Genomic DNA, 13,047 nt, shown 5'->3' with positions numbered 1-13,047 from the left:
AGGTCCAGCCCCATGAAGAAAATGAAACTCGTGATGGTCGGCAACGGCATGGCCGGCGTGCGCACGCTCGAAGAGCTGCTGAAGATCGCGCCCGAGCTGTACGACATCACCGTCTTCGGCGCGGAGCCGCATCCCAACTACAACCGCATCCTGCTGTCGCCGGTGCTGGCGGGCGAGCAGACGGTCGACGAGATCGTGCTCAACAGCTGGGAGTGGTACACGGACAACAACATCACGCTGCACGCCGGCAAGAAGGTGGTGGAAGTCGACCGCGTCAAGCGCATCGTGCGCGCCGTGGATTCGCAAGGCGATGTCACCGAGGCCGCCTACGACCGCCTGCTGATGTGCACCGGCTCCAACCCCTTCATGCTGCCGGTGCCCGGCAAGGACCTGAAGGGCGTGATCGCCTACCGCGACATCGCCGACACCGACTACATGATCGAGACCGCGCGCACGCACAAGAACGCGGTGGTCATCGGCGGCGGCCTGCTGGGCCTGGAAGCCGCCAACGGCCTGATGCTGCGCGGCATGAACGTGACAGTGGTGCACGTGATGCCCTGGCTGATGGAGCGCCAGCTCGACGACGTGGCGGGCAAGCTGCTGCAGAAGTCGCTGGAAGACCGGGGCCTGAAGTTCCGGATCGGCGCGCAGACGCAAGACCTGGTGGGCGGTGAAGATGGCCGCGTCAAGAGCATCCGCTTCAAGGACGGCACCGAAGTGGCCGCCGACCTGGTGGTGATGGCCGTGGGCATCCGCCCCAACGTGGAGCTGGCCGAGAAGATGCGCCTGCACTGCAACCGCGGCATCGTCGTCAACGACACGATGCAGACCGTGACCGATGCGCGCATCTACTCGGTCGGCGAATGCGCGGCGCACCGCGGCATTGCCTACGGCCTGGTCGCTCCGCTGTTCGAGCAGGCCAAGGTGGCGGCCAACCACCTGGCGCAGTTCGGCATCGGCCGCTACCTGGGTTCGCTCACTTCCACCAAGCTGAAGGTGACGGGCATCGACCTGTTCTCGGCCGGCGAGTTCATGGGCGGCGAAGGCACGGAAGAGATCGTCATGAGCGACCCCTTCGGCGGCGTCTACAAGAAGCTGGTGATCAAGGACGACAAGCTGGTGGGCGCCTGCCTCTACGGCGACACGGTGGACGGCAGCTGGTACTTCAAGCTGCTGCGCGACGGCCGCAGCGTGCACGACATCCGCGACAAGCTGATGTTCGGCGAATCGAACATCGGCGACACCGGCCACGAGGGCCACAACAAGGCCGCGAGCATGCCCGACGACGCCGAGGTCTGCGGCTGCAACGGCGTGAACAAGGGCACCATCTGCAAGGCCATCAAGGAAAAGGGCCTGTTCACGCTCGACGAGGTGAAGAAGCACACCAAGGCCAGCGCAAGCTGCGGCTCGTGCACCGGGCTGGTCGAGCAGATCCTGATGTTCACCGCCGGCGGCGACTACTCGGCCACACCCAAGAAAAAGGCCGTGTGCGGCTGCACCGACGCAAGCCACCAGGACGTGCGCGACGCAATCCGCAAGGAGCACTACCTGACGCACGACGAGGTGTATCGCAACCTCGGCTGGCGCACGCCCAACGGCTGCTCCACCTGCCGCCCGGCCATCAACTACTACCTGATCAGCACCTGGCCCAAGGAGGCGAAGGACGATCCGCAGAGCCGCTTCATCAACGAGCGCAGCCACGCCAACATCCAGAAGGACGGCACCTACTCCGTCATCCCGCGCATGTGGGGCGGCCACACCACGCCCGACGAGTTGCGCCGCATTGCCGACGCGGCCGACAAGTACAAGATTCCGACCGTCAAGGTCACGGGCGGCCAGCGCATCGACCTGCTGGGCGTGAAGAAGGAAGACCTGGAAGGCGTGTGGAAGGACATCGGCATGCCCAGCGGCTTTGCCTACGCCAAGTCGCTGCGCACGGTGAAGACCTGCGTGGGTAGCGAGTGGTGCCGCTTCGGCACGCAAGACTCCACGCAGATGGGCAAGGACCTGGAGCGCGCGCTGTGGGCCATGTACTCGCCGCACAAGGTCAAGCTGGCGGTGTCGGGCTGCCCGCGCAACTGCGCGGAGGCCGGCATCAAGGACGTGGGCGTGATCGGCGTCGACTCGGGTTGGGAACTCTACGTGGGCGGCAACGGCGGCATCAAGACCGAAGTGGCGCAGTTTCTCGTGAAGGTGAAGACGGCCGAGGAAGTGATGGAGTATTCGGGCGCCTTCCTGCAGCTGTACCGCGAAGAGGGCTGGTACCTGGAGCGCACGGTGCACTACATCGGCCGCGTGGGACTGGACTACGTGAAGAAGAAGATCCTCGAGGACGCCGAAGGCCGCAAGGCGCTGTGGGAACGCCTGCAGTTCGCGCTCGACGGCGAGCCCGATCCGTGGTTCGAATCGGCGCAGGCCTCGGTGGACGTGCGGCAGTTCACGCCGCTGACGGCATGAAGCGCAGAGTCTTCATCGCTTCCACCGCCATCGCCGGCATAGGCGTTGGCCTGGGCGTCAACGCGCAGGTTGCCGACCTCAACGACGCGATCAACAAGGCGGGCCGCCAGCGCATGCTGTCGCAGCGCGTGAGCAAGGCCTACCTGGCGCTGGTGCAGAAGGTGGAATCGCGCAATGCGCAGCAGGTGCTCGACAAGTCGATTTCGCTGTTCGAGCGCCAGCTTGGCGAGCTGAAGGCCTTTGCGCCCAGCCCGGCAATCCGCGCCACCTACGAGTCGCTCGACGGCGCCTGGAACGCATTCAAGAACGAGCTCACGGATGCAGCGCCAAGCATGGAAGAAGCCGCCCGAGTGGTGAAGTTGGACGCCACGGTGCTTGCGCTCGCCAACCAGGGCACCGCGCAGTACGAAGCCGCTTCGGGCAAACCGGTGGGCAAGCTGGTCAACATTGCCGGCCGCCAGCGCATGCTGTCGCAGCGCATGGCCAAGTTCTACCTGGCCACGGCGATGCAGATCGATCCGGCGGGCAGCACGGCCGAGATCGGCAAGTCGCGCGCCGAATTCCTGGCCGCGCTCGAAGTGCTGCGCAACGCGCCCGAAGCCACTGCGCAGATCAGGCAGGAGCTGGTGCTGGCCGATGCGCAATGGATCTTCTTCAACCGGGGCCTGCAGCGCCTCGAAGGCGCCGGCGCCTCGCCTGCGTTGATGTCCGACGTGTTCGTCAGCAGCGAGAACCTGCTGGCGATCATGGACCGCGTGACCGGCCTGTATTCAGAAATCAAGACATAGACGAGAGAGCCCCACCATGAGCGATTGGAAAGTCATCTGCCGCATCGACGACATCCCCGTGCTCGGCGCCCGCCGCGTGACGCGGCCTGCCGGCGTGGACGTTGCCGTGTTCCGCAACGCCGAGAACGAGGTGTTCGCGCTACTCGACCGCTGCCCGCACAAGGGCGGCCCGCTGAGCCAGGGCATCGTGTTCGGCACCAGCGTGGCCTGCCCGTTGCACAACTGGGCCATCGGGCTGGACGACGGCTGCGCCAGGTCGCCCGACGAAGGCTGCACGCCGAAGTTCGCCGTGAAGGTGGAAGACGGCGTGGTGCACCTGGACGCGGGCGAGCTGGCCACGCACGCCATCGACCTGGAACGCCCGGTCGCCGGCCCGAAGCCGTTCGCGGTGCTGACGGTTCTTCCGCTGGAATAACCCATGACGCTCGAGACCCGCTCCACCTGCCCCTACTGCGGCGTAGGGTGCGGCGTCATCATCGAATCGCAGGGCAGCGAGATCACCGGCGTGCGCGGCGACCCTGACCACCCGGCGAACTTCGGGCGCCTGTGCACCAAGGGCTCGACGCTGCACCTCACGGCCAGCGCCACGGTCACGCGGCAGACGCGGCTGCTGCAGCCCATGCAGCGCCTCGTGCGCGCAGAAGCGCCCACCGCGGTGACGTGGGACACCGCGCTCGACAACGCCGCCGGCAAGTTCGCGCAGGTGATCCGCGACCACGGCCCGGACTCGGTCGGCTTCTACGTGTCGGGCCAGTTGCTCACCGAGGACTATTACGTCTTCAACAAGCTCGCCAAGGGCCTGATTGGCACCAACAACGTCGACACCAACTCGCGCCTGTGCATGAGCAGCGCCGTGGCCGGCTACAAGCAGACGCTGGGCGCCGACGCGCCGCCGGCCTGCTACGACGACCTGAAGCATGCCGATTGCCTCTTCATCGTGGGCAGCAACACGGCGTGGGCGCACCCCATTCTTTTTCGCCGCATCGAGGACGCGAAGGCCGCGAACCCGGCGCTGAAGATCATCGTGGCCGACCCGCGCCGCACCGACACGGTCGAGATCGCCGACCTGTTCCTGCCCATCCAGCCCGGCACCGACGTGATGCTGTTCAACGGCATGCTGCACCTGATGCTGTGGGAAGGCTGGATCGACGCGAAGTACATCGCGGCGCACACCAACGGTTTCGACGCATTGAAGGCCACGGTGCGCGAATGCACGCCGGACAAGGTGGCGCAGGTGTGCGGCATCTCGAAAGAAGACCTGCTCGAAGCAGCGCAGCTGTTTGCCACGTCGCCGGCCACGCTGAGCCTGTACTGCCAGGGACTGAACCAGTCGTCGAGCGGCACGGCCAAGAACGCTGCGCTCATCAACCTGCACCTGGCGACCGCGCAGATCGGCCGCGCCGGCGCGGGCCCGTTCTCGCTGACCGGCCAGCCCAATGCAATGGGCGGGCGCGAAGTCGGCGGCCTCGCCAACCTGCTGAGCGCGCACCGCGACCTGGCGAACCCCGATCACCGCGCCGAAGTGGCCGCGCTGTGGGGCGTGCCCTCGGTGCCCGAGAAGCCGGGCAAGACGGCGGTCGAAATGTTCCAGGCCGCGGCCGACGGCGAGATCCGCGCGCTGTGGATCGCCTGCACCAACCCGGCGCAGTCGATGCCCGACCAGGCCACGGTGCGCCGCGCGCTGGAACGCGCCGAGTTCGTCGTGGTGCAGGAAGCCTTCGCCACCACCGCCACCTGCGCCTTTGCCGACCTGCTGCTGCCCGCCACCACCTGGGGCGAGAAGGAAGGCACCGTGACCAACAGCGAGCGCCGCATCTCGCGCGTGCGCCCGGCCGTGCCGGCGCCCGGCGAGGCGCGCAACGACTGGTCGATTGCGGTGGCCTTCGCGCACCGGCTCGAAAGGCAGCTGGGCCGCGCGTTCACGCTGTTCCCGTACGAGACGGCCGAATCGGTCTGGAACGAGCATCGCGAATCCACGCGCGGGCGCGACCTGGACATCACCGGCATGAGCTACGCGATGCTGGAAACCGCCGGCCCGCAGCAATGGCCGCTGAAGGAAGGCGAAAGCACCGGCCGCGTGCGCCTCTACGAAGACGGCGTGTTCCCAACGCCCGATGGCCGCGCCCGCTTCGTCGACACGGTCTACAAGCCGGTGGCCGAAGCCCGCGAGGCCCGCTACCCCTTCTCGCTGAACACCGGCCGCCTGCGCGACCAGTGGCACGGCATGAGCCGCACCGGTACTGTCGGCCGCCTGTTCGGCCATGTGTCTGAGCCGGTGGTGCAGATGAACGCGCAGGACATGGCGCGCCGCCAGATCCGCGAAGGCGACCTGGTGCATCTGACGTCGAAGCGCGGCTCGATCATGCTGCCCGCGCGTGCCAGCGCCGAGGTGGGGATGAGCCAGGCTTTTGTCGCCATGCACTGGGGCGAGGAGTACCTGAGCGGCTGCTCGTCGAACGGCACACGGCTCGCGGGCATCAACGCGCTGACCACGCCGGCCTACTGTCCGACCTCGAAGCAGCCCGAGCTGAAGCACACGCCGGTGAAGATCCTCAAGGCCGAGCTGCCGTGGTCGCTGCTGGCCATGGCCTGGCTGCCCGATGGCGACGCGCTGGCCGCGCACCGCGCGCTGCAGCCGATGATGGCGCTGTTTCCTTTTGCGACCTGCGTGCCGTTTGCCGGCAACACGCAGGGCGCCGAACGCAGCGGCCTGCTCTTTCGCGCCGCCGCGCACGACGCACCCGACGACACGCTGGTCGAGAAGATCGAAGCCCTGCTCGGCCTGCAGACCGCCGACACCCTGCGCTACGCCGACCGCCGCCGCGGCCAGCGCCGCTCGGCCCGGCTGGTGCGCCGTGCCGACGGCAGCGCCGGCCTCGAAGCCTTCCTGCTGGGCGGCGACACCAGCGCCGAAACCTGGATCTCCACGCTGCTGCGAGAGGAACTGCCGGCGCAGAGCTACGGCCGCCTGCTGCTGTCGCCGGGCTCGAAGGCGCCGGTGGCGGTGCAGTCGCGCGGCAAGACGGTGTGCACCTGCTTCAACGTGGCGGACGTGGCGATCCAGACCGAACTGGGCCGCTGCACCGGCACCGCCGACGAGCGGCTGGCCAAGCTGCAGGGGGCGCTGAAGTGCGGCACCAACTGCGGCTCGTGCATTCCTGAGCTCAAGCGCATGGTGCGGGCGACGCCGGTGGAAGCGGAGGCGACGTTGTGATGCGCCGTCTGCATTGCCCCCTCTCCCCTTGGGGAGAGGGCTGGGGTGAGGGTGAGCGGCAATGACGTCCGCGCGATGTTGCAAGGCCGCTGCCCTCACCCTGACCCTCTCCCGCAAGCGGGAGAGGGGACAAGACACCCGATGCATAAGCCAACTCACATTCCGGCATAAGCGTTGCAGGACAATCCGCCTACCCATGGGAATCAGCCAATACATCAAGGAAATCGGCCGCGGCGCACGAGGCGCCAAGCCGCTCACGCGTGAACAGGCCACCGACCTGTTCGGCCAGGTGCTGGACGGCACCGTCACCGACCTCGAAATCGGCGGCTTCTGCCTGGCCATGCGCATCAAGGGCGAAACGCCCGAGGAGATGGCCGGCTTTCTCGATGCCACCCATGCGCGGCTGAACCGCATTCCGGCCGGCGACCGGGCGCTGGTCGTGCTGCCCAGCTACAACGGCGCGCGCAAGCTGCCGGTGCTCACGCCGCTGCTGGCGCTGCTGCTGGCGCGCGAAGGCCTGCCGGTGCTGGTGCACGGCAGCGCGAGCGAAACATCTCGCGTGCTGGCGTCGAACGTGCTCTCGGCGCTCGATGTGCCGCCCATGACCGACATTCGCCCCATCGCCAACGGCGAAGCGGCCTTTGCCCCCACCGAACTGCTGAACCCCGCGCTCAAGCGCCTGCTCGACGTGCGCCGCGTGGTCGGCCTGCGCAACCCGGGCCACAGCGTGGTGAAGCTGATGCAGCCCACCGCCGGCCCCTGCGTGGTGGTGGCCAGCTACACGCACCCCGAATACGCCCGCACCATGGGCGAGACCTTCGAGCTCACGGGCATGACCGCCCTGCTCTCACGCGGCCTCGAGGGCGAAGTGGTGTCCGACCCGCGCCGCACCGCGCAGATCGACGGCTTCGTGCGCGGCGTGCGCACCGAGTTGCAGGCGCAGCAGGCCGGCACCACCGCCGAGGTGCCCGGTCTGCCGAAGGAAATCGACGTCGCCACCACAGCCGACTACACGCGCCGCGTGCTGGCAGGCGCGCTTCCCGTGCCCGAAGCCATTGCGGCGCAGGTCAGGCACATCACGCAACTGGCATCCCACGCATGAACAACGACACCCCCACCTCCCTCATCACCGGCCGCTGCACGCTGGTGGGCGCCGGCCCGGGCGACCCGGAGCTGCTGACCGTCAAGGCCGTGAAGGCGATCCAGGCCGCGACGGTGCTGCTGGTCGACGACCTCGTGAACGACGAGATTCTGGCCTACGCCCGCCCCGGAGCGCGCATCGTGCATGTGGGCAAGCGCGGCGGCTGCAAGAGCACGCCGCAGGCCTTCATCGAGCGGCTGATGATCACCGCAGTGCGCGAAGGCGAGACCGTGGTCCGCCTCAAGGGTGGCGACCCATTCATCTTCGGCCGCGGCGGCGAAGAGGTGGAGCACCTGCGCGAAGCCGGCATCGAATGCACCGTGGTCAACGGCATCACCGCCGGCCTCGCGGCCGTGACCGCGCTGGGCGTGCCGCTCACGCACCGCGACCATGCGCAGGGCGTGGTGTTCGTCACCGGGCATGCCAAGACCGGTGCCGGCGCGGCCGAAGACCCGACCGACTGGCGCGCGCTGGCCGCGACGGCCTACAACGCGCGGCTCACGCTGGTGATCTACATGGGCGTGTCGGGCGCGGCGCACATCGAATGCGAACTGCTGCAGGGCCTGCCGGGCGACACGCCGGTGGCCGTCATCCAGCACGCGAGCCTGCCGCACCAGCGGCACATCGCGACCACGCTGGGCAACCTGCAGAACGGCATCGCCGAGGCCGGCCTGGCCAGCCCGGCGGTGATCGTGGTGGGCGACGTGCTGCGCGGACTGGCAGCCGCCGAGGTACCGGTGGACGCGGACAAGTTCGGTACCTGATCGGCACCTGACCAGGGCGAGGACAGCACGAGCGGCACGGGCGCCGCGCACCACAACGTGGCATGGATCGTGCTGAGCCATCGGCAATGAATGCCGTCGCCACGCCCGAACCCGCCGCAGTCGAGATCGTCGCGCTCACCAAGCGCTATGCCCCCGGCACACCGGCCGCCGTCGACCAGATAGACCTGCGCATCGCCAGCGGAAGCTACTGCTGCCTGCTCGGCCCGTCGGGCTGCGGCAAGAGCACCACGCTGCGCATGATCGCGGGCCACGAGTCCGTCACCAGCGGCGACATCCTGCTGGACAACCGCAACATCACCGACCTGCCCGCGGCCGCGCGCGGCACGGCGATGATGTTCCAGAGCTTCGCCCTGTTCCCGCACCTCTCGGCCACCGACAACGTGGCCTTCAGCCTCAAGATGAAAGGCGTCGGCAAGGCCGAGCGCCACAAGCGTGCCAACGACCTGCTCGCGCGCGTCGCGATGGGCCACCTGGCCAACCGCAAGCCGGGTGAACTTTCCGGCGGCCAGCAGCAGCGCGTGGCGCTGGCGCGTGCACTCATCACCGAGCCGCGCGTGCTGCTGCTCGACGAGCCGCTGTCGGCGCTCGACCCCTTCCTGCGCATCCAGATGCGCGCCGAGCTGCGGCGCTGGCAGAAGGAACTGGGCCTGACCTTCGTGCACGTCACGCACTCGCAGGAAGAGGCAATGGCGCTGGCCGACACCATGGTGGTGATGAACCACGGGGTGATCGAGCAGGTCGGCTCGCCGCACGCGGTCTACAACCACCCGGCTAGCGAGTTTGTCGCGCGCTTCATGGGCGGCCACAACGTGTTCGACACGCCGGCCGGCCCGATCGCGGTGCGCAACGACCGCATGCGGATCGCCGCGGCTTCGGAGGGCGACGCGGCTGGCACTGCCCTTGTCGCCACCGTCACCGACGTCGAGTACCAGGGCACCTACGTGCTGCTCGGCCTGGCACTCGAAGGCGCTGCCGCCGGACGCCAGAACGTCTCCGTGCTGCTCGGCGAAGCCGCTTTCCTCGCGCGCCCCTATGCGCACGGCGAGGCGGTGCGCCTCTCGTGGGCCGAGGCCGACGCGCGCGTGCTCGGCCCCGGCGTCAAGCCGCCGGGCGAGCGGGCTTCGGCACCCGCCGGTGCCGGGGCACATCAGCGCGACGACACGGCCGCGCTCGCCATGACCCTGTGAGCGCATCCGCAACCTGCTTCTCTTTTTCCTGCGTTCGTTTCTTTCCACTTTTTTCTCTGGAGACTCAGCCATGACCGATTCCATCGACTCGTCCAACGGCGTCAAGCGCCGCACCCTCCTGCAAGGCACGGCCGGCATCCTGGCCACGGGCATCGCGCCCTTCGTGCATGCGCAGGAAAAGATCGTGCTGCGCTACCTCGGCACCGCGGTGAACCAGGACAAGGCGATCGCCGAAAAATTCAAGGCCGACACCGGCATCGAGATCCAGTACGTGGCCGTGACCACCGACGACGTGACCAAGCGCGCCGTGACCGCCCCCAACAGCTTCGACCTGATCGACACCGAGTTCTTCTCGCTCAAGAAGATCGTGCCGACCGGCAACCTGAAGGGCATCGACACCAAGCGCGTGAAGAACGCCGACAAGATCACCTCGCTCTTCACCAAGGGCGAAGTGGCCGGCAAGAAGGTCGGCAACCAGGGCACGGCGCCGGTCAAGGTGATCTATCTCGAGGGCGAGAAGAGCAAGGTCTTCGCGAAGTCGGCCACGCAGTTCATGTCGCTGATCCCGACCACCTACAACGCCGACACGCTGGGCATCCGCCCCGACCTGATCAAGCGGCCGATCGGCTCATGGGCCGAGCTGCTGAACCCCGAGTTCAAGGGCAAGACCGCGATCCTGAACATTCCGTCGATCGGCATCATGGACGCCGCGATGGTGGTGGAGGCCAAGGGCATCCACAAGTACGCCGACAAGGGCAACATGACCAAGGCCGAGATCGACCTGACGATCAAGACCCTGATCGAGGCCAAGAAGGCCGGCCAGTTCCGCGCGCTGTGGAAGGACTTCAACGAGTCGGTGAACCTCATGGCCTCGGGCGAGGTCGTGATCCAGTCGATGTGGTCGCCCGCGGTCACGGCCGTGCGCAGCAAGGGCATCGATTGCACCTTCCAGCCGCTCAAGGAAGGCTATCGCGCCTGGGCCTCGGGCTTCGGCCTGCCGGCCACGCTCTCGGGCAAGAAGCTCGACGGCGCCTATGAGTTCATCAACTGGTTCCTCGACGGCTGGGCCGGCGCGTACCTCAACCGCCAGGGCTACTACAGCGCCGTGCTCGACACCGCCAAGACCAAGATGGAAGCCTACGAGTGGGCCTACTGGATGGAAGGCAAGCCCGCCGCGCAGGACATCAAGAGCCCGCAAGGTGACGTGATCGCCAAGGCTGGCTCGGTGCGCGACGGCGGCAGCTACGAACAGCGCATGGGCGGCATCGCCTGCTGGAACGCTGTGATGGACGAGAACGAGTACATGGTGCGCAAGTGGAACGAGTTCGTCGCGGCCTGACCTTCGAACTGAGCCTGTGAGCGCTCCCTCGACCAGCGCGTCCGTCGCCACCACGCCCATCCATGCCGTCAAGGCGTGGTGGCAGGCGGCGCCGTTCGCGCTGGTGTTCCTGCTGTTCTTCCTGGTTCCGCTGGCGCTGGTCGCGATGGTCAGCCTGTGGAACTTCAACGAATACGAGCTGATCCCGGCAGTCACGCTGCGCAACTACCTGAGCCTGTTCGAGGGCTGCTCGCGTCTCACCGACAACGGCGACCTGTGCGTCACGCTCAACACCTACCTGAGCACGTTCAAGTTCTGCGTGCTGGTGTGGGGCATCACGCTGCTGATCGGCTTCTCAGTTGCGTACTTCCTGGCGTTCCATGTGCGCTCGTCGACCATGCAGACGGTGCTGTTCGTGCTGTGCACCGTGCCCTTCTGGACTTCGAACGTGATCCGCATGATCTCGTGGGTGCCGCTCTTGGGACGCAACGGGCTGGTCAACCAGGCGCTCATGGGCCTGGGACTGGTGAACCAGCCTGTGGAGTGGCTGCTGTTCTCCGATTTCTCGGTGGTGCTGGCCTTCGTGCACCTGTACACGATGTTCATGATCGTGCCGATCTTCAACAGCATGATGCGCATCGACCGCTCGCTGCTCGAAGCAGCCAGCGATGCGGGCGCATCGGGCTGGCAGACGCTGTGGAACGTGGTGGTGCCGCTGTCGCGCACCGGCATCCTGATCGGGTCGATCTTCGTCATCACCATCGTCATGGGCGACTTCGTCACCATCGGCGTGATGGGCGGCCAGCAGATCGCCTCGATCGGCAAGATCATCCAGGTGCAGACCTCGTACCTGCAGTTTCCGCTGGCTGCGGCCAACGCGATGATTTTGTTGGCGGTGGTGCTGATGATCATCTGGGGACTGACCCGGCTGGTCGACATTCGAAAGGAGCTCTAGGGTGAGCTCTTGTTCTTCAGGGCTCGCTCACGCCGACGGGGTACCTTGCTCCGCGAATGTCCCCCGCCCTTCGGGCTCCTCCTTTATTTCGCTGCGCAAGGCACCCCGCCGTCGTGAGCGTTATCCGCAGCGGTGGTTGATCGGCCGCAAACCAACAGCGTGCCCCGTGCCGAGAGCATCGGGTGCTCCCCGCAGCGAAATAAAGGAGGAGCCGAAGGCGGGGGACATTCGCGGAGGGGAGTACCCGGTGTTCTCGGCACTCGCCCTGAAGGAAAAACACAAATGAGCCAACGCATAGGCGAACAACGCAGCCCCGGCTTCTGGCCTCTCGCCACGGTATTCGCCCTGTTCGTGCTGTTCCTCTACGGCCCGATGATCACGATCTTCGTGCTCAGCTTCCAGGGCCCCGAGGGCGGCCTCACATTTCCATTGCGCGGCGTCTCGCTGCACTGGTTCTACAAGCTGGCCGAGGGGTTGGGCACGGTGGACATCGGCGCAGCCTTCAGGCGCTCACTGGCGCTGGGCGCGGTGGTGATGGCCTTCACCGTCGTGCTATCGGTGCTGGCCGGCCTGGCCTTTCGCAAGAAGCTCGCCGGCAGCAACGCCCTGTTCTTCGTCACGGTGGCCAGCCTCATCATGCCGTCGATCATCATTTCGCTTGGCATCGGCCTGCAGTTCCGGCTGATCGACACGGGCATCAAGAGCGTGCTGACGGCGATGGACGCGACCACGCTGCTCGAAGGCTACGGCACCGCGCTGGGGCTGTTCAGCTCAGCCCTCGGCGCGCACCTGACCTGGACGCTGCCCTTCGGCCTGCTCATCATGTTCGCGGTGTTCAACCGCTTCAACCCCGCCTACGAGGAAGCCGCACGCGACCTCGGCGCCACGCCGTGGCAGACCTTCCGCTTCGTGGTGCTGCCGCTGATCGGCCCGTCGATCGTGGGCATCGGCATGTTCGGCTTCACGCTGTCGTGGGACGAGATTGCGCGCACCTCGCAGGCCATCGGCGACGTCAACACGCTGCCGCTCGAACTGCAGGGGCTGACCTCGACCGTCACCACGCCGTCGATCTATGCGCTGGGCACGGTGACCACCGTGGTGTCGCTGCTCGTGATGGCGGTGGCTCTGGGCTCGGCTGCGCTGCTGCGCCGCAGGGCCGTGCGGCCCAGGTGAGATTTTTCCTACAGCCGCCTCTAAAATCG

At 67.1% G+C, this 13,047-nt stretch carries 10 protein-coding genes; all 10 read left to right on the top strand.

All coding sequences use genetic code 11. The features are described 5' to 3' along the window. Positions 1–12 precede the first annotated feature (12 nt). The 10 genes from nirB (at position 13) to ACSFCA_RS20505 (ending at position 13,018) form a co-directional block, all read left to right on the top strand. Complete coding sequence (gene nirB, locus ACSFCA_RS20550) at positions 13–2,457, top strand: nitrite reductase large subunit NirB (RefSeq protein WP_435460695.1); 2,445 nt, start codon at positions 13–15, stop codon at positions 2,455–2,457. Then, positions 2,454–3,245, top strand: coding sequence for a type IV pili methyl-accepting chemotaxis transducer N-terminal domain-containing protein (locus tag ACSFCA_RS20545; protein ID WP_435460696.1), 792 nt, complete (start codon positions 2,454–2,456; stop codon positions 3,243–3,245). The genes nirB and ACSFCA_RS20545 overlap by 4 nt, the downstream gene beginning before the upstream one ends. Before the next feature lie 16 nt (positions 3,246–3,261). Further along, complete coding sequence (nirD, locus tag ACSFCA_RS20540; RefSeq protein ID WP_258350190.1) at positions 3,262–3,660, top strand: nitrite reductase small subunit NirD; 399 nt, start codon at positions 3,262–3,264, stop codon at positions 3,658–3,660. A 3-nt stretch (positions 3,661–3,663) separates the two neighbouring features. Beyond that, the gene (locus tag ACSFCA_RS20535) at positions 3,664–6,459 is read left to right on the top strand and encodes a nitrate reductase (protein ID WP_435460697.1); all 2,796 of its coding nucleotides are present in this window, start codon (positions 3,664–3,666) and stop codon (positions 6,457–6,459) included. A 196-nt stretch (positions 6,460–6,655) separates the two neighbouring features. Further along, positions 6,656–7,561 carry a DNA-binding protein YbiB gene (ybiB, locus tag ACSFCA_RS20530; RefSeq protein WP_435460698.1) on the top strand — a complete coding sequence of 302 codons (906 nt, stop codon included), beginning with the start codon at positions 6,656–6,658 and terminating at the stop codon, positions 7,559–7,561. Beyond that, on the top strand, positions 7,558–8,364 hold the full coding sequence (gene cobA / locus ACSFCA_RS20525) for a uroporphyrinogen-III C-methyltransferase (RefSeq protein ID WP_435460699.1): 807 nt from the start codon (positions 7,558–7,560) through the stop codon (positions 8,362–8,364). The genes ybiB and cobA overlap by 4 nt, the downstream gene beginning before the upstream one ends. An 86-nt stretch (positions 8,365–8,450) precedes the next feature. Beyond that, positions 8,451–9,572 (top strand): ABC transporter ATP-binding protein, encoded by a 1,122-nt coding sequence (locus tag ACSFCA_RS20520; protein WP_435460700.1) that lies wholly within the window; start codon positions 8,451–8,453, stop codon positions 9,570–9,572. Between the two features lie 70 nt (positions 9,573–9,642). Then, entirely contained in the window at positions 9,643–10,911 is a 1,269-nt protein-coding gene (locus ACSFCA_RS20515; protein ID WP_435460701.1) for an ABC transporter substrate-binding protein, read from the top strand. Positions 10,912–10,927: 16 nt separating this feature from the next. Beyond that, positions 10,928–11,845: an ABC transporter permease gene (locus ACSFCA_RS20510; protein WP_093057874.1), complete on the top strand. Its 918-nt coding sequence runs from the start codon at positions 10,928–10,930 to the stop codon at positions 11,843–11,845. Between the two features lie 282 nt (positions 11,846–12,127). Next, positions 12,128–13,018, top strand: a complete 891-nt coding sequence (locus ACSFCA_RS20505) for an ABC transporter permease (protein ID WP_093057875.1) — start codon at positions 12,128–12,130, stop codon at positions 13,016–13,018. The last annotated feature ends 29 nt before the right edge of the window (positions 13,019–13,047 follow it).

Origin of the sequence: Variovorax multivorans, from assembly GCF_051216835.1 — a bacterium.
GTDB lineage: Bacteria > Pseudomonadota > Gammaproteobacteria > Burkholderiales > Burkholderiaceae_C > Variovorax.
The sequence above is the reverse complement of the archived record's forward strand: the minus strand, read 5'-3'. Positions and strand labels throughout refer to the sequence as shown.